Annotated in this window: 17 protein-coding genes; 7 read left to right on the forward strand and 10 right to left on the reverse strand. The window is 74.3% G+C overall.

Features of this window, described 5'->3' with window-relative positions:
- Window positions 1–242: 242 nt before the first annotated feature.
- Window positions 243–869, reverse strand: coding sequence for a YigZ family protein (locus ABT084_RS35610; protein WP_351053319.1), 627 nt, complete (start codon window positions 867–869; stop codon window positions 243–245).
- A gap of 107 nt (window positions 870–976) precedes the next feature.
- On the opposite strand from ABT084_RS35610, the gene ABT084_RS35615 reads away from it, so the two are divergent.
- A complete protein-coding gene (locus ABT084_RS35615) occupies window positions 977–1,381 on the forward strand; it encodes a CoA-binding protein (RefSeq protein WP_351053321.1) in 405 nt (134 codons plus the stop codon).
- Here the strand turns inward: ABT084_RS35615 and ABT084_RS35620 are convergent.
- Entirely contained in the window at window positions 1,359–1,973 is a 615-nt protein-coding gene (locus ABT084_RS35620) for a helix-turn-helix domain-containing protein (protein WP_351053324.1), read from the reverse strand. The two genes, ABT084_RS35615 and ABT084_RS35620, sit on opposite strands and share 23 nt — an antisense overlap.
- A 99-nt stretch (window positions 1,974–2,072) precedes the next feature.
- Between ABT084_RS35620 and ABT084_RS35625 the strand changes: the two genes are divergently transcribed.
- A complete protein-coding gene (locus ABT084_RS35625; RefSeq protein WP_351053327.1) occupies window positions 2,073–2,939 on the forward strand; it encodes an EamA family transporter in 867 nt (288 codons plus the stop codon).
- Between the two features lie 24 nt (window positions 2,940–2,963).
- Here ABT084_RS35625 and ABT084_RS35630 read toward each other — a convergent pair whose 3' ends face one another.
- Together ABT084_RS35630 and ABT084_RS35635 are read right to left on the reverse strand one after the other, a co-directional pair.
- Window positions 2,964–7,001, reverse strand: coding sequence for a Pls/PosA family non-ribosomal peptide synthetase (locus tag ABT084_RS35630; RefSeq protein WP_351053330.1), 4,038 nt, complete (start codon window positions 6,999–7,001; stop codon window positions 2,964–2,966).
- Window positions 7,002–7,329: 328 nt separating this feature from the next.
- Window positions 7,330–8,115 (reverse strand): acyltransferase, encoded by a 786-nt coding sequence (locus ABT084_RS35635; RefSeq protein WP_502969277.1) that lies wholly within the window; start codon window positions 8,113–8,115, stop codon window positions 7,330–7,332.
- 130 nt (window positions 8,116–8,245) lie between these two features.
- On the opposite strand from ABT084_RS35635, the gene ABT084_RS35640 reads away from it, so the two are divergent.
- Entirely contained in the window at window positions 8,246–8,779 is a 534-nt protein-coding gene (locus ABT084_RS35640) for a gamma carbonic anhydrase family protein (protein WP_351053332.1), read from the forward strand.
- A gap of 127 nt (window positions 8,780–8,906) precedes the next feature.
- On the opposite strand, the gene ABT084_RS35645 is transcribed toward ABT084_RS35640, so the two are convergent.
- The 3 genes from ABT084_RS35645 to ABT084_RS35655 form a co-directional block, all read right to left on the reverse strand.
- Window positions 8,907–9,557, reverse strand: coding sequence for a DedA family protein (locus ABT084_RS35645; RefSeq protein WP_351053335.1), 651 nt, complete (start codon window positions 9,555–9,557; stop codon window positions 8,907–8,909).
- Window positions 9,558–9,618: 61 nt separating this feature from the next.
- Entirely contained in the window at window positions 9,619–12,138 is a 2,520-nt protein-coding gene (locus ABT084_RS35650; protein ID WP_351053338.1) for a beta-glucosidase family protein, read from the reverse strand.
- 222 nt (window positions 12,139–12,360) lie between these two features.
- Complete coding sequence (locus tag ABT084_RS35655) at window positions 12,361–12,813, reverse strand: DUF4442 domain-containing protein (RefSeq protein ID WP_351053341.1); 453 nt, start codon at window positions 12,811–12,813, stop codon at window positions 12,361–12,363.
- Window positions 12,814–12,909: 96 nt separating this feature from the next.
- On the opposite strand from ABT084_RS35655, the gene ABT084_RS35660 reads away from it, so the two are divergent.
- Window positions 12,910–13,944: a DUF8017 domain-containing protein gene (locus ABT084_RS35660; RefSeq protein WP_351053343.1), complete on the forward strand. Its 1,035-nt coding sequence runs from the start codon at window positions 12,910–12,912 to the stop codon at window positions 13,942–13,944.
- 69 nt (window positions 13,945–14,013) lie between these two features.
- Complete coding sequence (locus tag ABT084_RS35665; protein ID WP_351053345.1) at window positions 14,014–15,414, forward strand: MFS transporter; 1,401 nt, start codon at window positions 14,014–14,016, stop codon at window positions 15,412–15,414.
- Between the two features lie 22 nt (window positions 15,415–15,436).
- On the opposite strand, the gene ABT084_RS35670 is transcribed toward ABT084_RS35665, so the two are convergent.
- The 3 genes from ABT084_RS35670 to tuf all read right to left on the reverse strand — a co-directional run bounded on the left by ABT084_RS35670 (window position 15,437) and on the right by tuf (window position 18,423).
- The gene (locus ABT084_RS35670; protein WP_351053361.1) at window positions 15,437–16,228 is read right to left on the reverse strand and encodes a spermidine synthase; all 792 of its coding nucleotides are present in this window, start codon (window positions 16,226–16,228) and stop codon (window positions 15,437–15,439) included.
- Window positions 16,229–16,318: 90 nt separating this feature from the next.
- Window positions 16,319–17,164 carry a patatin-like phospholipase family protein gene (locus ABT084_RS35675; protein ID WP_351053348.1) on the reverse strand — a complete coding sequence of 282 codons (846 nt, stop codon included), beginning with the start codon at window positions 17,162–17,164 and terminating at the stop codon, window positions 16,319–16,321.
- Between the two features lie 77 nt (window positions 17,165–17,241).
- A complete protein-coding gene (tuf, locus tag ABT084_RS35680; RefSeq protein ID WP_351053350.1) occupies window positions 17,242–18,423 on the reverse strand; it encodes an elongation factor Tu in 1,182 nt (393 codons plus the stop codon).
- A gap of 335 nt (window positions 18,424–18,758) precedes the next feature.
- Here tuf and ABT084_RS35685 point away from each other — a divergent pair, with 335 nt between their 5' ends.
- Window positions 18,759–19,478 carry a TVP38/TMEM64 family protein gene (locus tag ABT084_RS35685; protein WP_351053353.1) on the forward strand — a complete coding sequence of 240 codons (720 nt, stop codon included), beginning with the start codon at window positions 18,759–18,761 and terminating at the stop codon, window positions 19,476–19,478.
- A gap of 48 nt (window positions 19,479–19,526) precedes the next feature.
- Complete coding sequence (locus ABT084_RS35690; protein ID WP_351053355.1) at window positions 19,527–20,399, forward strand: undecaprenyl-diphosphate phosphatase; 873 nt, start codon at window positions 19,527–19,529, stop codon at window positions 20,397–20,399.
- Window positions 20,400–20,527 lie beyond the last annotated feature (128 nt).

Here is a 20,527-nt window from a genome sequence, read left to right on the forward strand (position 1 = left end):
GGTGGTGATGAAGGTCTTGGAGGCCGTGTTCTTCAGGCCGTCCTTGAACCGCGCCCGAAGCCGCGCCCGCGCCCCGGTCCCGTACGGCCCGACGCCTCACCGCGGCGGCCCTGCTGGCCTGCCTGGCGCTGTCCGGGGCCGCGGCCCTGGACGCCGCGCGGGATCTGCACGCGGGCATCGAGGCGGCCCAGGGAGAGTCGGCCGGACGGTGAATTCCGCCGGTCCGCACGCCGACCGGTCCGTCAGGGTGCGTACGTCTCGCCGCCCAGGGTGAGGGTCGCGCTGCCCGCCGTACTGTCGGCCAGCCAGGCCTCGAAGGCCGGCAGATCGGCCTCGGGCAGGGCGATCTCGATCTCCACGTCGGCGCCGTAGCGCAGGTCGGTCACGGTCCGGCCGGTCGCGCGCAGGTCGTTCTGGGTCTTGCCGGCCCGCTGGTGGTCGACGGTGACGGTGGCCAGCCGGTAGCGGTGGCGGGTGACGGTGCCCAGCGTGTCGAGCGCCTCGCCGACCACGCCGCCGTACGCCCGGATCAGGCCGCCCGCGCCGAGTTTCACCCCGCCGTAGTAGCGGGTGACCACGGCGACGGCGTAGCGGATGTCGCGCCGCATCAGCATCTGGAGCATGGGTACCCCGGCGGTGCCGCCGGGTTCGCCGTCGTCGCTGGCCTTCTGGACGGATGCGTTGGCGCCGATGACGTAGGCGTAGCAGTGGTGCGAGGCGGTGGGGTGTTCCTTGCGGACGCGGGCGACGAAGTCCTGCGCCTCGCGCTCGGTCGCGGCGGGCGCGAGCGCGCAGAGGAAGCGCGAGCGGTTGATCTCGGACTCGTGGACGCCCTCGCGGGCCACCGTGACGTACTGGTCTGCCTTCACCCGCTCCACCCTAAAGGGATCGGGCAGGGGAATCGGACGGGCGTCCGCCCTGTTGAAGCCGGGTGCGGGCGGCACCCGGCCGACCCGCGAGAGCAGAGGTGGCGCGCGTGTACGGCGACCCGGCAACCATCCGCAGGATCCTCACCCAGCACGGCGACACCTGGGCCGTGGTGGGGCTGTCCAACAACAGCGACCGCGCCGCCTACGGGGTGGCCCGGGTCCTCCAGCGGTTCGGGAAGCGGGTCATCCCCGTCCACCCCAAGGCGGAGACGGTCCACGGCGAGCAGGGTTACCCCTCGCTGGCCGCCATACCGTTCCCGGTGGACGTGGTGGACGTCTTCGTGAACAGCGCGCTGGCCGGGCCGGTCGCCGACGAGGCCGCCGCCGTCGGCGCCCGGGCCGTCTGGTTCCAGCTCGGCGTGGTGGACGAGCAGGCCTTCGACCGGACCACCTCCGCCGGTCTGGACATGGTCATGGACCGCTGCCCGGCTATCGAGATCCCGGCCCTCTGAGGGAGCCGCCGGAGCCCGTGGGCCCCACCGGCGGAATGGAGACCGCCATCGTCATCTCCATCGGGACGGGGCCGTCGTTGCGGTAGGCGTGCGGTGCGTTCGCCTCGAAGGACACGGCCCCGCCCGCCGGTACCGCGTACTCCTCGTCCTCGACCACGAGCGTGAGTTCCCCCGCCGTGACGTGCATCATCTCGACGGTGCCGGCCGGGTGCGGGTCCGAGGCGGTGCCCTCGCCGGGCTCCAGGCGGTACGCCCACATCTCCAGCGGTCCGCGCCGGTCGTCGCCGAGCAGCATGTCGCTGGCGCTGCCGCCCTCCGTCGACCACATGCGCACCTCCTGACCCGGGAGCACCACGTGCACCTGGGGGGTGGCCTCGTGGTCGAGCAGCGTGGTGATGCTGACGCCGAGGGCGTCGGCCAGTTTGACGGTGGTGCCGACGCTCGGGTTCGTACGGGCCTGCTCGATCTGGATGATCATCCCTCGGCTCACTCCCGCGCGGGTCGCCAGGGTGTCCAGGGTGAAACCGCGCTCCCCCCGCCACCGCTTGAGGTTCCGGGCGAGCGCCTGGGTGAGCTGTTCGAGATCCGACACCGTACCGACCGTCCAATATCTTAGATGACAGAGTTCAATGGATTGAACTACTCTGCACTGCACTGAATGGTTCAATGCACTGTACTGCGAGGTTCTGCCATGACCGCCTTGTTCGCCCTGGCCACCGCCATTCTGTGGGGTCTCGCCGATTTCGGGGGCGGATTGCTGACGCGCAGGATCCCGGCGCTCACCGTGGTCGTCGCCTCCCAGGCCGTCGCGGTCGTCGTGCTGGGCGCGATCGTGCTGGGCACCGGTGCCTGGAGCGAGGCCGGACCGCAGCTGTGGTTCGCGGTCGCCGCGGGGCTCGTGGGCCCCGTCGCCATGCTGAGCTTCTACAAGGCGCTCGCGCTCGGCCCGATGGGTGTGGTCTCGCCCCTGGGCTCGCTCGGGGTCGTCGTCCCGGTCGGGGTCGGACTGACGCTCGGCGAGCGGCCCGGCTCCGGCCAGATCGCCGGGATCGCGGTGGCCCTCGTGGGCATCCTGCTGGCGGGCGGACCGGAGCTGCGCGGGGCGCCCGTACAGCGGCGGGCGGTGTTGCTGACCTTGGGTGCGGCCTTCGGGTTCGGTGCGGTGATGGCCCTCATCGCGTCGGCGTCCAGCGGGCTGACCAGCCTGTTCCTGGCGCTGTTCGTGCAGCGCGTGACCAATGTGACGGCGGGCGGGGCGGCGCTCTGGGCCGCGGCGCGGCGCGGGAACCCGGTGCTCCCGGCGGGCGGCGGCCCCTCGCCGCTGTGGGGCCTGCTGCCCGCGCTGGCGTTCGTCGGGCTCGCGGACGTCGCGGCGAACGGCACCTATTCGGTCGCCGCGCAGAACGGTCCGGTGACGGTGGCCGCCGTACTGTCCTCGCTGTACCCCGTCATCACCGCGTTCGCCGCCTTCGCGTTCTTGAAGGAACGGCTGCGTACGGTCCAGGCGGCGGGCGCCGGCCTCGCCCTGGCCGGCACCGTCCTGCTGGCCGCGGGGTAACCGGCCAGGGGTGGCCGGAGTGGCTCATTCGATGGCGGGGGCGGCGGCCCCGGCGATCGGGTTGCCCACCCAGTGGGTCGCCGGTGGGACCGTCTCACCGCGCATCACCAGCGAGGAGGCCCCGACCGAAGCGTGGGCGCCGACCGCGCTGCCCGGCAGCACGATGCTGTGCGGGCCGAGCGAGGCGCCCGCGGCCAGCTCGACCGTGTCCATGCGCATGATCCGGTCGTGGAACAGGTGCGTCTGGAGCACACAGCCCCGGTTGACGGTCGCCCCTGCCCCGAGCGCGATCAGATCGGTTTCCGGCAGCCAGTGCGTGTCGCACCACACGCCCCGGCCGATCCGGGCTCCCAGGCTGCGCAGCCACCAGTTGAGTACGGGCGTCCCGGTGAAGGGTCCGGCCAGCCACGGCACGGCGAGGGATTCGACGAAGGTGTCGTACAGCTCGTTGCGCCAGACGAAGGAACTCCACAGCGGGCGTTCGGTCACGCGGAAGCGGCCTACGAGCATCCACTTCGCGGCGGTCGCCGTCAGCGCGGCGGCGATGCCCGCGGCCAGCAGGAGCGGCGCCCCTACCAGCGCCGCGAGCCAGAGGCCCCCCGCGTCGAGGGCGTCCTGCTGGGCCAGCAGGACGCCCTCGGCCAGCGCGAGTCCGCACATCAGGGGGATCAGCCTGCACAGCTCGACGAGCGCCCGGGCCAGGACCAGGTGCGGGGCGGGCTCGAAGGTGCGTCCCGCGTCCGGGGTGGCCGCGACCCTCGGCAGCGGCATCGTCGGGCGGCCGAGCCAGGAGCTGCCGGGCTCGCTGTCCGCGGGGGCGTCGGAGAGCACCCCGATCAGCGCGTGGTCGGGCACGGTGCGGCCGGGCCCCACGATGCCGGAGTTGCCGACGAAGGCGCGCCGCCCGATGCGGACCTCGCCCAGCAGCATCCGGCCGCCGCGCAGTTCGTAGGGAGCGGCGAGCACGTCGTCGGCGAGGAAGGCCCCGTCCTCGACGGTGAGGAGCGACGGCAGCGTCAGGACCGTGGAGATCTCCGTGCGGCGGCCGACCCCGGCCCCGAGCAACCGGAGCCACAGGGGTGTGGCGAGGCCCGCGTACAGCGGGAAGAGCGAGGCCCGGGCGCCGCTGAGGAGCCGGTGGACCAGCCAGACCCGCCAGGCGACGCCGCCGTCGGCGGGATGACTGCCGGGGGTGATGCCGCGCCCGAGGACCCGGACGACGGCGGCCACGGTGAGGATCCAGCAGACCGCGGCGACGCAGGTGGAGACGGGGACGGTGAGGAGCAGCCACAGCGCGACGGAGCCGAGCGTGACGCAGTCCTTGATCAGGTAGTACGTCCCCACGAGCACGGGCGCGCCGGCGACGAGCGGCAACAGCGGCAGCCCCCCGAGCGCCAGCGCATAGGCGAGCCCCCACCGCCCCCCACGTCCCCGGCTGCCCCGGGCCCCGGCCGGCTCGGCACCCCCGCCCCCCGGCCACCCCGAGCGCCGCACGGTGGCCAGGGGGCGGGCCGGGGTGCCTTCCCAGGTCGCGCCCGCGGGGATGTCGCCGGTCAGGCAGGCGCCTGGGGCCAGTTCGGCGCCCGGGCCGAGTGCCGCTCCCGGCATGAGCATCGAGCGGTGGCCCACCCGGGCTCCCGCGCCCACGCGGACCGCGCCCACCCGCAGGGTCGCGCCGTCGATCCACCAGCCGGACAGGTCCGCCTCGGGTTCGATCGCGCAGCCCTCGCCCAGGTCGGCGAGGCCGGTCACCGGCGGCATGGCGTGCAGGGCCACGCCGCGCCCCGTCGTGCAGCCGAGCGAGCGCGCGTACCAGGCGGCCCAGGGCGTACCGAGCAGCGCGGGGACGCCGAAGGCGGCCACGGTGCGTTCCGCGGCCCACAGCCGCAGATGGACCCGGCCGCCGCGCGGGTACGCGCCGGGGACGATCCCTCGCGTGAGCAGCCGCGCGGCCCCCGCGCCCAGGGCGAACCGGGACGGGGCGCTGAACAGCACCGCCCACCCCGCGAGCACCAGCCACCAGGAGGTGTACGGGGCCCAGGCCTTGGGGGCCAGCACGGCGAGGACGTTGTCGATGACCGCCAGGCCGACCAGCCCGCGCAGCCCGGTCACCCCGAACAGGGCGCACTGGACGAGGATCTGGGCCGCGCCGGTACGACGGCGCAGCGGCGGGACCGGCGCCCCGGGCGGCGACGGCGACCCCGACCACGACGGTGACCCCGCGGACGACTCCGGCGCCCCCGCCGCGAGCCCCTCCAGGTGTGCGGCCATGTCCCGCAGCACGGGGTGCCGGTAGAGGTCCGCGACCGAGACCCCGGGGTACCGCTCCCGCAGCACGGAGGCCATCCGGGCGGCGGTCAGGCTGGTTCCGCCCAGGGCGACGAAGTCGGATCCCGCGCCGGGGCGGGTACCGAGCAGCTCCTCCCACACGTCGGCCAGCCGCGCGGCGGCGGGCCCGAGCGGCTCCCTGACCGGGGCGCCCGGTGCTCCGGCGGCGTCCAGGGACCCCGCCGGATCCCACGCCTCCGGCAGCGGCCACGGCAGGGCCCCGCGGTCGACCTTGCCGGAGGTGCGGGTGGGCACCGCGGTGATCTCGGCCAGGACCGGGACCAGCGCGGCGGGCAGCGCCCGGGCCAGCGCCTCCCGGGCTCGCGCGCGGTCGTATCCGGGCGCGGGGACGACGTACCCGGCGAGCACCTGGCCGCCCGCCGGGGTGGTGTGCACGGCCGCGGCGGCTCCCAGCACCCCCGGCAGCGCGCTCAACGCCGCGTCGATCTCGCCGAGTTCCACCCGCCGGCCGCCGAGCTTGATCTGGTCGTCGGCCCGCCCGGTGAAGATCAGCCCGTCGGGGTCGGCCAGGACCAGGTCGCCGGTGCGGTAGGCGCGGGCGGCACCCAGCGCGGGGCAGGGCCGGAAGCGTTCGGCGTCCTTCACGGGATCGAGGTAGCGGGCGACGCCCGCTCCGGCGATGACCAGTTCGCCCTCGGCGCCGAGCCCGACCGGCTCCCCCGCCTCGTCGACGACGGCCAGGTCCCAGCCGTCCAGCGGCAGTCCGATGCGCACCGGTTCGCCGGGCCTCAGCTGCGCGGCGCAGGCCACGACGGTGGTCTCGGTGGGTCCGTAGGTGTTCCACATCTCGCGTCCGCCGACCGCGAACCGGTCCACGAGTTCGGCCGGGCACGCCTCGCCGCCGACGATGAGCAGCCGGACCCGCTCCAGGCATTCGGCGGGCCACAGCGCGGCGAGCGTGGGCACGGTCGAGACCACGGTGATGCCCCGGTCGACGAGCCAGGGGCCCAGCTCGTGCCCGGCGCGTACGAGCGCCCGCGGGGCCGGTACCAGGCAGGCGCCGTGGCGCCACGCCAGCCACATCTCCTCGCAGGAGGCGTCGAAGGCCACCGACAGCCCGGCGAGCACCCGGTCCCCGGGGCCGAGCGGGCGCCGGCGCAGGAACAGCCCGGCCTCGGCGTCGACGAAGGCGGCGGCGCTGCGGTGGGTGACGGCCACGCCCTTGGGGGCCCCCGTGGAGCCGGAGGTGAAGATGATCCACGCGTCGTCCTGCGGCCGGGTCGCGCGCCGCGCACCGCCGTCGGCCCCGGTGGCTGCCGCGGCCCCGGCGGGCGGCACCGCGCCCGGTGCCATCGCCCCGTCCGCCCCGAGCACCAGGCACACGCCCGCCTCGCGGAAGACGGCCGCGGCCCGCTCGTCGGGGTCGTCCGCGTCCACCGGGACGTAGGCGGCCCCGCAGCGCAGGACGGCCAGGACGGCGAGGTACAGCTCCGCGCTGCCGGAGGGGACGCGGATCCCGATCCGGTCCCCCGCCCCGGCCCCGGCCCGGCGCAGCCGCTCGGCCCGGAGCGCGACCTCGGCGGTCAGCCGCCGGTAGTCGAACCGTTCGGCGCCGGTGTCGAGGGCGGTGGCCCGGGGGTGCTCGGCGGCGGTGGCGTCGAGGATGTCGAGGAGCGTGCGGGAGGAAGCGGGGGGCGCACCGAAGTGACACGCGCCCCGCGCCGCTTCGGCGGGCGCCGGGCGGGGTAGGGGGCCGGACGGGTGAGCTGGCATCGGTACGCCTCTGTTCGGCTGTGTGACGTGCGTATTCTGCACGGCCGATCGCCTGCTTCCGGCTCCTGCCGCACGCATCCACAGATACCTGCCGACGCCTTCCGGTTCACCGCGCGGAGGACTTGGTTCCGTAAATCGAACAGCCCGTCCGGAACCCCGACGGCGCGTCAGAACCCTTGCCCCGCCGGGGATCGCGCCGCTCGGCGCGCACCCCGGGCGCGCGTCCGCATCGCCACCCCGTGGGGAGGATTTGGACAATCGCTGGGCTGACGTTCGGTATCGGAATCACCCGTTCCGCCCGCATCGGGCGGGGTCCGGGAGCGCCCGGCTAAGGGATCCGGCGCGACTCGGCGATACGTTCGGCCTCGTCCAGCGCCCGCAGCTGCGCCGGCGTCACCCCATCGGGTATCGGCACCGGCGCCGGCGTGCGCAGCGGCGGCTGCCAGCCCGTCTCCGGCTCCCAGCGGCGGACGATCCGCGCGGGCGCTCCCGCGACGACCGCGTGGTCGGGGACCTCACCGCGCACGACGGCGCCCGCGGCCACCACCACGTTGCGGCCGAGCCGGGCCCCGGGAAGGATCACCGCGCCCGTGCCGAGCCAGCAGCCCGGGCCGATCTCCACCGGCGCGCTGCGCGGCCACTGCTTGCCGACGGGCTCGTGCGGGTCGTCGTAACTGTGGTTGGTGGACGTGATGTAGACACCGGGTCCGCAGAACGTGTCCGATCCGATGGTGATCCGGGTGTCCGCGATGACGTGACTGCCCCGGCCGAGCACCACGCCGTTGCCGAGGACCAGCACCGGATCCCGGCCGAGGTCGAGGTCGGGCATCATCCCGGCGGTCAGCGTGACCTGCTCGGCGATGATGCAGTGCTCGCCCAGGTGGATCCAGCGCTCGCCGAAGACGGTGCCCTGCGGGAAGGCGAGGCGGGTGCCGTCCCCGATGGCCCCGAAGCGCAGCCGTCCGGGGGCCTGGGCGGTGACCGCGCCCGCCTGCTGCGCCCAGCGCCAGCCCGCGTGGACGACCCGGCTCGCGGCGCGGCGGCGCAGGGCGGTCAGGGCCGCCCGGACCTCCGCGGACGAGACGGATGAGAACGTGTTTCTGTTCTTCGGCACCCGGCCACGGTAGTGGGCCGCGCCCCGGGCGTCCGGACGGCTCTCCTGTGATCTTCACCCCATCGGCGGGGCGGCGGGGCGCGTGCCCTACGGTGCGGGGAGCGCGGCATCCGAAGCAGAGGAAGAGAACATGACGTTTCAGGCGGACCAGGCATTCGTCGCGGGTGTCGGCGGGAAGAAGCCGGCCATCCACCCCGAGGCGTTCACCGCGCCGACCTCCGTCACCGTCGGCGACGTCACCCTCGCCGCCGGGGCGAGCATCTGGTACTCGGCGGTGCTGCGGGCCGACTGCGGGCCGATCACGCTCGGCGTGGACAGCAACGTCCAGGACAACTGCACGGTCCACGTCGACCCCGGCTTCCCGGTGACCATCGGCGACCGGGTCTCCATCGGCCACAACGCGGTCGTGCACGGCTGCACCGTCGAGGACGACTGCCTGATCGGCATGGGTGCCACCGTCCTCAACGGCGCGGTGATCGGCGCGGGCTCGCTGGTGGCGGCCCAGGCGCTGGTCCCGCAGGGCATGGTCGTCCCGCCGGGTTCGCTGGTCGCGGGAGTCCCGGCGAAGGTCCGCCGCCCGCTGACGGACGAGGAGCGGGCGGGCATCAGCCTGAACGCCACGATGTACGTCGAGCTGGCGAAGCAGCACCGCGAGGCACGCTGAGCGAAGCGCCCCGAGCGCGCTGAGCGAGCGCGCCGGGCGACGCGGCGCACCCGGCTCACGAGCGTCGGACGCCCCGGAGCCCGGGAGCCCGGGAGCCGGCTGCCGCCCCACCGCCCCCAGTGGGACGTCAGTCGGCCGCGACCGCCTCGGGCGCCACGGCCTCGGCCGCCGCCGCCTCCGCCTTCTTGGCCCGGCTGCGCAGCACCAGCATCGAGGTGAGCCCGATCAGCACGGCCGCCACCAGCCCCAGCCAGGAGAACCGCTTCAGCCAGTCCTCCGCGACCTTGCCGATGTAGTAGACGGCCATCGTGGTGCCACCGGCCCAGATGATCCCGCCGAGCACATTGGCGATCAGGAACTTCCAGTACGGCATCCGCAGCACGCCCGCCAGCGGGCCCGCGAAGATCCGCAGCAGGGCCACGAACCGCCCGAAGAAGACGGCCCACATGCCCCACTTCTGGAAGGACCGTTCCGCCATCGCGACGTGGTGTTCCCCGAAGTGCCGGGGGAACTTCCGGCCGAGACGGGCCAGCAGCGGTTTGCCGCCCTTGCGGCCGATCGCGTAGCCGATCGAGTCCCCGATGATCGCGCCCGCGCTGGCGCAGGCACCCAGCACCAGCGGATCGATGCCCCCGTTCTGCGAAGCGAGCAGCGCCGCGCTGACCAGGACGATCTCCCCCGGCAGCGGAACGCCCACGCTCTCGACTCCGATGACCAGCGCGACCACCACATAGACGCTGACCGCCGGGATGGTCTCCAGCCATTCCTGGACGTGCACCGGCATTACCTCCACAGCCTGGTCCCCCGACGCGCCCGCACTGACGCACCGACCGGCCAGCCTACCGGCCTGCCGCACGCACCATCGCGGCCGCTCGGAGCGGGAGTTCCCGCGAGGATCGTCCCACCCACACCTCCCGCCGTCCCGTTCCCACGGTCCAGGCGTGCGGGACCGGGTCCCAGGAGGACAGGGTGCGTGCGTCGAGGTCCACGGTGACCTGCTGGGAGCGGCCGGGGGCGAGGGTGATCCGCCGGTAGCCGGCCAGCGCGCGCACCGGCTGGTCGAGCGTGAGGTCCGGCGAGGGGCCGACGTACACCTGCGCCACGTCCGTGCCCGCGCGGTGGCCGGTGTTGCGCACGGTGAACTCCACCCGCAGGCCGCCGCCCCGGGGGCTCACGGTCAGCTTCTCGTACTGCCAGGTGGTGTACGAGAGCCCGTGGCCGAAGGGGAAGAGCGGGGCCACCCGCTGCGCGTCGTACCAGCGGTGGCCCACGTGGACGCCCTCGGTGTACTCCTGGCGCCCGCCCACGCCCGGGTAGCGCACGGGATCGCCGCCGACGGGGGTGGCGTGCTCCGCGGCCGGGAAGGTCTGGGTGAGCCGCCCGCCGGGGTCCGCGTCGCCGAACAGCACGTCGGCGGTGGCGCCCGCGCCCTCCTGGCCGGGGTAGTACATCTGCAGGACGGCCGCGGTCCGGGCCAGCCACGGCATGACCGTGGACGAGGACGTGTTGAGGACCACGGTGGTGCGCGGGTTGGCGGCGGCGACCGCCTCGATCAGGGCGGGCTGGCCGCCGGGCAGCGCGAGGCCGGTCCGGTCGCTGCCCTCGGTGGCGTCCTCGTAGGCGAACAGCACCACGCTGTGGGCCGCCTTGGCGGCCCGCACCGCCTCGGCCAGGTCGGCGGCCCGGCTCGCCCGGGTGGTGTGGCGCAGCCGGAAGCGCAGGCCCCGGTCGCCGCCCTGGGCGGCGACGGTGAGCTTGTGGACCCCGGCGGCGAGGGCGAGCGTACGGCGGCGCACGGTGAGCCCGTCGGGGGCGGCTCCCAGCAGTCCGCCCGCGAAGTGCTCGGCGAGGCCCTGGCGGAGGGGGAACACCTCCTCGCCGTCGAGGCGTACGTCGGGCCGCTTGCCGGTGTAGTGGACGATCAGGGTCCATTCGTCGGCCGCGGGCAGGGTGAAGGCGCCCTCGTAGCGGTAGTCCCGGCCCGCGTCCACGCCCTGGTCGTCGAGTGCGGCGGCCGGGGCGAGCAGGTCCCCGGGAAGCGGCCGGCCGTACAGGTCCTCCCCGAGGGCGTAGCGGACCTCGGCGCCCTGGCCGGCCCGGGCGCGGATCGCGGCCAGCGGGCTCGCGGCGCGGCCCGGTTCGGGGATGACGTGGGCGCTGCCGCCGCCGCTGACGAAGGGCACCTGGCCGGTGGGTCCGATGACGGCGAGGCTGCGGGCGGCGGCCCCGGCCAGCGGCAGGGCCGCCTTCTCGTTGCGCAGCAGCACCGCACCGGCCACCGCCACCCGCCGGGCGAGCGCGGCCCCGGCGGCGGGGTCGCGGGCGGGGCGGGGCCCGGGCGGCCCGTCCAGCAGGCCGAAGCGGTCCATGGTGCTCAGCACCCGGCGGACGGCGAGGTCCACGGCGTGTTCGGACACGGACCCGGCGCGCACCGCTTCGCGCAGCGGATCACCGAAGTGGGTGCCGGCGGGCATTTCCATGTCGAGTCCCGCGGTGACGGCGGCGACGGTGCTGTGGGTGGCCTGCCAGTCGGACATCACCCAGCCGTCGAACCCCCAGCGGCCGCGCAGCAGTTCGTCGAGCAGCGGCTTGCTCTCGCAGGCGTAGGTGCCGTTGACCTTGTTGTACGCGCCCATCACCGAGCCCGCTCCGGCCGTGACGGCGGCCTCGAAGCCGCGCAGTTCCGTCTCGTGGAGGGTCTGTTCGTCGGCGATCACGTCGACGGTGTCGCGACCCTGTTCCTGGTTGTTGAGGGCGAAGTGCTTGACGGTGGCGATCAGGCCCTCGTCCTGGATGCCGCGGACCACCTCCGCGACCAGGTCGGCGGTCAGCCGCGGGTCCTCGGCGAAGGTCTCGAAGTTGCGGCCCGCGTAGGGGGTGCGGATGAGGTTGGCCATCGGCGAGAGCAGCACGTCCTGTCCGAGCGCGCGGCCCTCGCGGCCGAGGACGCGGCCGTAGGCGCGGGCGAGGGCCGGGTCGAAGGCGGAGGCCAGCATGACGGGCGCGGGCAGCGCGGTCGCGGGCCCCCGCACCCGCACCCCCGCCGGCCCGTCGGCGAGCCGCAGGGGCGGGATCCCGAGGCGCGGTACGCCGGGCACGTAGCCGGCCTGACCGAGCGGAGCGGGGTCCACGGCGCCGTGCAGCAGCGCGGTCTTCTCCTCCAGGGTGAGCCGTTCCAGCAGCGCGTCCACCCGGGCGCGGCCCCCGGGCCGGGCGACCGCGCCGGCCCCGGTCGCGCGGACCGCCGTACGCGCCCCCGCGCCCGGCGGCACCCGGGGCACGCAGCCGCCCGCGCCGAGGGCTGCGCCCGCCGCCCCCAGCAGGCTGAGGGCGGTCCGACGGGACACGGCGTCGCTCATGGGGGCTCCCTGGAAGCGGCAGTGGGAGGGGCGGCCCGCGCCGGACCGCCCCTCGGCCACTGTGCGCCACGCGCCCCCGGGCCACGCCGGGGCGCGCCCTCGCGGGCTCCCGCTTCCACTGATGGGACGCACCCGGGGCGCGGCGGCCGCCTCCGGGGAGGCCGCGACGGCGCCCGGATCCCGTGCATGCCGCCCGGCATGCCGACCGCGGGGCCGCGCGGCTTACGCGTTGGGGCGCAGCGTCCAGACGACCGTCATCTCGCCGGTCACGGCCTCGTCCTCGCGCTGGATGGCGATGGTCACCGGGAACTCGGGGCGGCCGCCCGCGTCGAGTTCGGCGACGACGTCGGCCGCCGGGCGGCCGAGGGTGGCGGTGGCCGTGACGACGCCCTTGGCGAGCTTCTTGTAGCCGATCTCGGCCCTGACGGCGAGCGGGACCGCGCGGGAGAGCTGCTCCCCGAACGCCGCCAGCACGATCGCACCGCTCGCGGACTCGGCGAGGGTGAACATGGCCCCGGCGTGCGGGCCGCCGACGTGGTTGTGGAAGTCGGGCTGGTCGGGCAGGCGGACGACCGCGCGCTCGGGGGTGGTCTCCAGGAACTGGAGGTTCAGGGTCCGGGCCATCGGCACCGTCGCGGCGAGCAGTTCGCCCACGTTCATCTGGTCTGCGCTCATGGGAGGCGATGTTACCCGCGAGTAGATGGGCTTGACCAGAGTCGTTACGGGACCGGGCGTGCTTCCGGCGGCACGCTCCCACTATCGTTACCGGCCATGTGGCCAGGACAGCAGCAGCCGCCCGGGGGCGAGCAGAACCCGCAGGACGCGCAGAACAACCCGTACCAGCAGCAGTCGGGACAGCCGAATCCGTACCAGCAGCCGGGGTACGGACAGCAGCAGCCCGGCTATGGGTACCCGCAGCCGGGCTACCAGACTCCCCCACCGGTCCAGCCGTGGGGCCAGACACCGCCCCACCCGGGCCAGCCTCCGCAGGCCCCGCAGGGCGGCGGAGGATCCAGTCCCTTCGCGACGAAGACCGTCGCCATCGTGGCGGCCTCCGCGGTCGTGGTGGCCGCGGCCATCACCGGCGCCTTCGTGCTGACCAAGGACGACAACAAGAAGAAGGACGTGGCCGACGACAAGCCCGCAGCCAGCTCACCCGCCCCGGTCCCGCCGGCCGCGCCGACCGGCAACCCGCGCGCGGGCGGCGACGTCGCTCCCGTGATCCCGGGCTGGAAGGTGGTCGTCAACCCGAAGTACGGGACCGCCTTCGACGTCCCGGCGGACTGGAAGGTCGACGGCTCGGGCATGTCGTACGGCATCACCGACGAGTCCAAGAACGACGGCTCCCCCTTGATCAGCCTCTCCGCGCCCGCGGAGTTCAAGGAGGACTGGTGCAAGGTCGACGCCGACAAGAACGGCAAGGAGGAGTCGACCGCACTGGCGACCACGGGCACCAAGGGCGGCCAGGGCGCGAAGGACACCGCCGAGGCGGCCTACAACGAGGCCGGTAACTGGGTGTTCGCCGCCTACGCGCAGAAGGCGCCGAAGGGCACCACCAAGGTGGTCGCGGCCAAGGAGTACACGACGCTCTCCGGCCTCAAGGGCCACATGGCCACCGCGAGCGTCACCGGCCTGCCCAAGAAGAACAAGTGCGACACCGACGGCAAGTCGATCGCCTTCAGCTTCAAGACCGCCAACGGCGACTTCTCCAGCTGGGTGCTCTACGGCCCGGCCAACGTCCCCGACGAGGTTAAGCCCGAGGTCTACGAGAAGATCCTCAGCTCGGTCCGGCTCACCACCGGATGATCTGCGACGCCCCGCCCGCGGGCCGGTAATCCGTTTGGATTCCCGGCCCGGGACGGGGATAGTCCGGGGGTGAGCATCCGCACCGCCCCCGGCCAGCCGTCCGCACGCCGTCGCCGCCCCGCGTGGGCGGGCCGCAACTACACGTTGCTGACCGGCGCGGCGGTGGTGACCCACCTCGGCAGCAACGGCGCGCTCATCGCGGCCGCCTTCGCCGTGCTGGAGGCGGGTGGCTCGGGCGGGGACGTCGGTCTCGTCACCGCCGCCCGTACGCTCCCCCTCGTCCTCTTCCTGCTCATCGGCGGCGCCATCGCCGACCGGATACCGCGCCACCGCGTGATGGTCGCGGCCAACGCCCTCAACTGCGTCTCGCAGGGCGCCTTCGCCGTGCTCGTCATCGCCGGGGACCCGCAGCTGTGGCAGATGATGCTGCTCACCGCGCTGTGCGGCACCGGCACCGCCTTCTTCAGCCCGGCCGCCGAGGGCATGCTGCTCTCCACCGTCTCCGGTGAGCACGCCAACCGGGCCTTCGCCCTCTTCCGGATGGCGGTCAACGGCGCGGGCATCGGCGGCGCCGCGCTCGGCGGCGCCATGATCGCCGCGATCGGGCCCGGCTGGGTCCTCGCGGTCGACGCGGTCGCCTTCGCGGTGGCGGGAGCCCTGCGGTCCTTCCTCGACGTCAGCCACATCGCCCCGCGCACGCCCGGCAGCAGCCTGCTCGCCGATCTGCGCGACGGCTGGGTGGAGTTCCGCAGCCGCCCGTGGCTGTGGAGCATCGTGCTCCAGTTCTCCGTGGTGGTCGCCGTCGTCGGCGCGGCCGAGGCCGTCTACGGTCCGCTGGTCGCCCGGGACCAGCTGGGCGGACCGGCCCCCTGGGGCCTGGCCCTGGCCGCCTTCGGGATCGGCACGATCGGCGGGGCCGTCCTGATGATGACCTGGAAGCCGCGCAGGCTGCTGCTGGTGGGGACGCTCTGCGTGTTCCCGCTGGCGCTGCCGTCGGCGGGGCTGGCGATCCCGCTGCCGACGTGGGGGCTGTGCGTGGTGATGCTGCTGAGCGGCCTGGCCATCGAGGTGTTCGGCGTGAACTGGATGACCACGATGCATCAGGAGATCCCGGAGGAGAAGTTCTCCCGGGTCTCCGCCTACGACTGGTTCGGCTCGATCTCGATGCTGCCGGTCGCGACGGCCCTCGCGGGCCCGGCCGAAACGGCCTTCGGCCGCACCAACGCGTTGTGGGGCTGCGCGGCCCTGGTCGTCATCGTCACGGCCGCCGTCCTCACCGTCCCGGACGTCCGCCGGCTGACCCGGAAGCCGGTGCCGCCGCTCTCGGCATCGAGGCCCGGAGATGGCGGGACCGGCGCCGTCGCCGCACCCGCCACCTCCGCCGCAGCCGCCTGCGACCCCGACTCGCCTCCGGCGGGCCCTCAAACGCCGGGCAGGCTGAATCTCGCCCCCGCACCGTCCGGCGACTGAGGCGCGGCCGCCCCGCCCGGCCTCAGCCGATGCTGAAGGCGCCCTCGGGCGGCTCCGGCGAGGCCACCGCCTGCGCGTCGGCCACCACCGTGGCCCGCCCCACCAGCTTCGCCAGCCCCGCCCCGAACTCCACCCGCGCCGCGAACGCGTCCCCCGCGCACGCCCGCGCCAGCCGCGCCACCGGCAGCTCCCGCGCCGACCCCACCAGCACCGCGTTCCCGAACCGCCGCCCCCGCAGCACCCCCGGTTCCGCGATCAGCGCCAGCTCCGGGAACACCGTGGCGAAGTTCGCCAGCTGCCCCCGCAGGAAGCCGAAGGGCGCTCCGTCGGCCAGGTTCGCCACGTAGACGCCGCCCGGCCGCAGCACCCGGGCGGCCTGGCGCGCGTACTCCACCGAGGTCAGCTGGGCCGGGACCCGCGAGCCCCCGAACACATCGGCCACCAGTACGTCCGCGCTCGCCGCGGGGGCCTCCTCCAGCCAGGCCCGCGCGTCCGCCGCGCACAGCTCGACCGCGGCGTCCGCGGGCAGCGGCAGGTGTTCGGCCACCAGCTCCAGCAGCTCCCGGTCGAACTCGACGACCCGCTGCCGGGACCCCGGCCGGGTGGCGGCGGCGTAGCGGGGCAGGGTCAGCGCGCCGCCGCCCAGGTGCAGCAGGTCCAGGGGCGCGCCCGGTTCGGCCGCCGAGTCCAGGACGTGGGCGAGCCGGCGTACGTACTCGAACTCCAGGTGGCGCGGATCGTCGAGGTCGACATACGACTGCGGGGCGCCGTCCACCGTCAGCAGCCAGGCCCGCGGCCGGTCCACGTCCGGCATCAGCTTGGCGGTGCCCTGTCCCACGGCCCGGATCACCGGAATCTGTTCGTCGTCGTCCACCCCACCATTGTCGGGCAGCCGCCAGCCGGCTCAGCGCGACCAGACGGCCGCCGCCTCGGCCGCGTGCGCCGCGGCCTGGGCCAGGCCCGCCCGGGCCGCCGGGGCCCGCCGGGCCGGGTCCAGCACATTGCGCCCGAAGACCTTGCGGGCCTCCGCGGACGGGGTGATCAGCAGCACCTTGGACCCGTCCGCCCGGAGCCGTTCGGTCTGGGTGGCGGGCGAGGGCGAGACCCCGGAGCCCAGGGCCATCGGCGCGATGACCACCACGCGCCGGTAGCCCGTCGCGACATCCGCGTTGGCGGCGGAGCGGACGCCTCCGTCGACGAAGCGCCGCTCCCCGACGGTCACCGGGGGCCACACCCCCGGCACCGCGCAGCTCGCCGAGACGGCGTCGACCAGGCTGACCCCACTGTGCCGGTCGAAGTCGGCCGCGGCCCCGGTCCGCGCGTCCACCGCGGTGACCACGAACCGCCGTTCGGGCCACTGGTGGGAGACGAGCCGCCCCTCCAGCACCTTGCGCCGGGCCCCCTCGTCCCCGGTGTCCGCGGCCAGCGCGATCTCCCCGACCCGCCGCCGGTAGGCCGTGGCGTCCCGGGCCCGCATCATCGCGACGGCGTAGCGGGTGACGAGCCCGGCGCCCAGCTTGGCCGCGATCTCCCCGCCCGCTCCGGCGAGCTGGCGCTCGTAGAGCTCGCGCGGGGTCAGCAGCCCCGAGGTGAGCTGGGCGCCGACGACGGAGCCCGCGGAGGTGCCGACGACGAGTTCGGCGGTGGACAGGTCGATGCCCGCCTCGGCCAGCCCGTAGATGATCCCGGCTTCCCAGCCGACCCCGGTCAGGCCTCCGCCGCCGAGCACCAGCGCCGTCTCGCCGCTCATCGCAGCCCCCGCTCTTCCCGATTGTGGTGACGGCAGTCTGCCGCAGGCGGACCGCCGTCACCACGGTGGAAACTGGGTCAGCCGAGAACGGACGTCACCGTTCCCGCGCCGACCGTGCGCCCGCCCTCACGGATCGCGAAGCCGAGCCCCGCCTCCAGCGGAACGTCCCGGCCCAGCTCGACGGTCATGGCGACCGTCTCCCCCGGCCGGGCCAGGCCCGCCTCCCCCAGGTCCACGTCCCCCACGACATCGGCGGTGCGGACGTAGAACTGTGGCCGGTATCCGCTGGCCAGGGGTGTGGTCCGGCCGCCCTCGCGGGCGGACAGCACGTACACCTGCGCCGTGAAGCGCCTGCGCGGCTCCACGCTGCCCGGCGCGGCGACGACGTCACCGCGCCGGATCGCCTCGCGGTGCACCCCGCGCAGCAGGATCGCGACGTTGTCCCCGGCCTCGGCGGAGTCCATCGGCTTGCCGAAGGTCTCCAGACCGGTGACCACGCTCTCCACGGGCTCGCCGGCCGCGCCGAGCAGCGCGACCCGGTCGCCCATGCGGACGGTGCCGCGCTCGACGGCGCCGGTGACGACCGTGCCCCGGCCGGTGATGGTCAGGACGTTCTCCACCGGCAGCAGGAACGGCGCGTCCGTGTAGCGCACCGGCATCGGTACGTACGTGTCCACGGCGTCCAGCAGCGCCAGGACCGCCGCGGTCCAGCGCGGGTCGCCCTCCAGCGCCCCCAGCCCGGAGACCCGGACCACGGGCGCGCTGTCGCCCCCGTACCCGTGGGCGCTGAGCAGCTCGCGGACCTCCAGCTCGACCAGGTCGGTCAGCTCGGGGTCCCCGGCGTCGGCCTTGTTGAGGGCGACGACGATGTGGTCGACGCCGACCTGGCGGGCGAGCAGCACGTGCTCGGCGGTCTGGGGCATGACCCCGTCGAGCGCGGAGACGACGAGGATCGCCCCGTCGAGCTGGGCCGCTCCCGTGACCATGTTCTTGACGTAGTCGGCGTGACCGGGCATGTCGACGTGGGCGTAGTGGCGGGTGTCCGTCTCGTACTCGACGTGCGAGAGGTTGATCGTGATCCCGCGCCGCGCCTCCTCCGGCGCCCGGTCGATGCGGTCGAAGGGCACGTACGCGGCGCCCCCGCGCTCGGCGAGGACCTTGGTGATGGCGGCGGTGAGGGTGGTCTTGCCGTGGTCGACGTGACCCATGGTGCCGATGTTGAGGTGCGGCTTGGTCCGCACGAAGGCCGTCTTGGCCATGACTGTTTCCCGTATTTCCCGTGTTTTCCGGTGACCGGAAGCCTGAACGGGACCCCTGGATCCTGCCGACCCTCCCCCTGCGGGGTCCGCCGGACGATCCGGGAAGGGTCAGCTTCGTGCGCCGCCGAGGGGCGCCGGGTGGGCGGATGCGATGTCCGCGACGGCAGCCTTCGGCGCGTCCGCGACTGCGGACGGCGCTGCGGGGAAGGGGTGCCGGGACATGGTCATGATCCTGACGGACCGGTCCCGGCGCGTCGAACGAATTACGGCTGCCGTTCGCCCGCGAGAGGTCCGCGTCACGGCGCCCGGACATGCCCGTCGGCTAGTCTCGGCGGATGTCCCCCCTCCTCCTGGCGCCCTGGTTCCGGCTGGCCCTGCTCGTCGTGCTGCTGGTGGCGGCCGGCGTGTGCGTGCTGCTGTACGAGCCGCAGCGGATGCTGTCGCGGGGCTGGACCGGTTCGCTGCCGCTCGGCACCGCGGTGTTGCTGTTCGCGGTGGTGTACGGACTGTGCACGGCGGCGTTCGTGCCGCGCCCCCTGCTGAACCTGGGCGCGGGGGCGGTCTTCGGCGCCCCGTTCGGTCTGGTGGCCGCGGTCGGCGGTACGGTCCTCGGCGCCGCGGTGGCCTTCGGACTGGGCCGGACCATGGGACAGCGGGCCCTGCGGCCGCTGCTGCGCGGGCGGTGGCTGCTGGCGGCGGACGGGCAGCTCAGCCGGCACGGGTTCCGCTCGATGCTCGCGGTGCGGATCTTCCCCGGGGTGCCGTTCGCCGCCGCCAACTACATCGCGGCGGTCTCGCGGTGCGGCTGGGTGCCGTTCCTGCTCGCGACGGCGCTGGGTACGGTCCCGAACACGGCGGCGTACGTGATCGCCGGAGGCAGCGCCTCCTCGCCCACCTCTCCCGCCTTCCTGGCCTCGCTCGGCTTCATCACCGTGTCCGGGGTGCTCGCGGCGGCCGTCGCGTGGCGCAAGCGGCACCGGCTGACGGCGCCCCCCGCGGCCGGGCTGACGCCTCAGCAGACCCCAGTGGTCACCAGTGCGACCCCGGGGCCCTAGCATCGGACGCGAATCTCCCGACAATCACAAGGACGAGCGCACCCCGACATGAGCTGGTTCGAATCCCTAATCCTCGGTCTCGTCCAGGGGCTTACGGAGTTCCTCCCGATCTCCTCCAGCGCCCATCTGCGGCTGACCGCGGCGTTCGCCGGCTGGCAGGACCCCGGAGCGGCCTTCACCGCCATCACCCAGATCGGCACCGAGACCGCCGTGCTGATCTATTTCCGCAAGGACATCACGCGGATCATCTCCGCCTGGTTCCGCTCCCTGACGAACAAGGCGCTGCGCTCGGACCACGACGCCCAGATGGGCTGGCTGGTCATCGTGGGGTCGATCCCGATCGGGGTCCTCGGCATCACGCTGAAGGACCAGATCGAGGGCCCGTTCCGTGACCTGCGGCTGATCGCCACCACCCTGATCGTCATGGGCATCGTCCTCGGCTTCGCCGACTGGCTGGCCTCGCGCGACGAGTCGGGCGGCAAGCACCGGGTGGTCAAGGAGCGCAAGTCGCTCAAGGAGCTGGGCGTCAAGGACGGCCTGATCTTCGGTGTCGCCCAGGCGATGGCCCTGATCCCGGGCGTCTCCCGCTCCGGCGCGACGATCTCCGGCGGTCTGCTGATGGGGTACACCCGCGAGGCGGCGGCCCGGTACTCCTTCCTCCTCGCCATCCCGGCCGTACTGGCGTCGGGCGGCATGGAGTTGAAGGATCTCGGCCAGGGGCACGTCTCCTGGGGGCCGACGATCTTCGCGACGGTCATCGCCTTCGTTGTCGGTTATGTCGTCATCGCGTGGTTCATGAAGTTCATCACCACGAAGAGTTTCATGCCCTTCGTGATCTACCGGATCCTGCTGGGCATCGTGCTGTTCGTGCTGATCGGCATGGGTGTGCTGAGCCCGCACGCGGGCGAGTCCGCGGGCTGACGCGGGTTTCACCCGTACGCGGGGGCCGCCCGGGAACGTTCCCGGGCGTCCCCCTGCCCAAGCCCACGCTCAACGGCGACGACGCGCTCTACCGCGACGTCCTGCCGGACGTGGACCTGCGCCTGACC

Source organism: Streptomyces sp. NPDC002138 (genome assembly GCF_040296485.1).
Lineage (GTDB): Bacteria > Actinomycetota > Actinomycetes > Streptomycetales > Streptomycetaceae > Streptomyces.

Coding starts and splice junctions, on each gene's coding strand:
- ABT084_RS35685 (WP_351053353.1), top strand. CDS start 18,759: ATGTCCCCCCTCCTCCTGGCGCCCTGGTTCCGGCTGGCCCTGCTCGTC.
- ABT084_RS35640 (WP_351053332.1), top strand. CDS start 8,246: ATGACGTTTCAGGCGGACCAGGCATTCGTCGCGGGTGTCGGCGGGAAG.
- ABT084_RS35670 (WP_351053361.1), bottom strand. CDS start 16,228: ATGCCGGACGTGGACCGGCCGCGGGCCTGGCTGCTGACGGTGGACGGC.
- ABT084_RS35660 (WP_351053343.1), top strand. CDS start 12,910: ATGTGGCCAGGACAGCAGCAGCCGCCCGGGGGCGAGCAGAACCCGCAG.
- ABT084_RS35675 (WP_351053348.1), bottom strand. CDS start 17,164: ATGAGCGGCGAGACGGCGCTGGTGCTCGGCGGCGGAGGCCTGACCGGG.
- ABT084_RS35690 (WP_351053355.1), top strand. CDS start 19,527: ATGAGCTGGTTCGAATCCCTAATCCTCGGTCTCGTCCAGGGGCTTACG.
- ABT084_RS35625 (WP_351053327.1), top strand. CDS start 2,073: ATGACCGCCTTGTTCGCCCTGGCCACCGCCATTCTGTGGGGTCTCGCC.
- tuf (WP_351053350.1), bottom strand. CDS start 18,423: ATGGCCAAGACGGCCTTCGTGCGGACCAAGCCGCACCTCAACATCGGC.
- ABT084_RS35655 (WP_351053341.1), bottom strand. CDS start 12,813: ATGAGCGCAGACCAGATGAACGTGGGCGAACTGCTCGCCGCGACGGTG.
- ABT084_RS35650 (WP_351053338.1), bottom strand. CDS start 12,138: ATGAGCGACGCCGTGTCCCGTCGGACCGCCCTCAGCCTGCTGGGGGCG.
- ABT084_RS35630 (WP_351053330.1), bottom strand. CDS start 7,001: ATGCCAGCTCACCCGTCCGGCCCCCTACCCCGCCCGGCGCCCGCCGAA.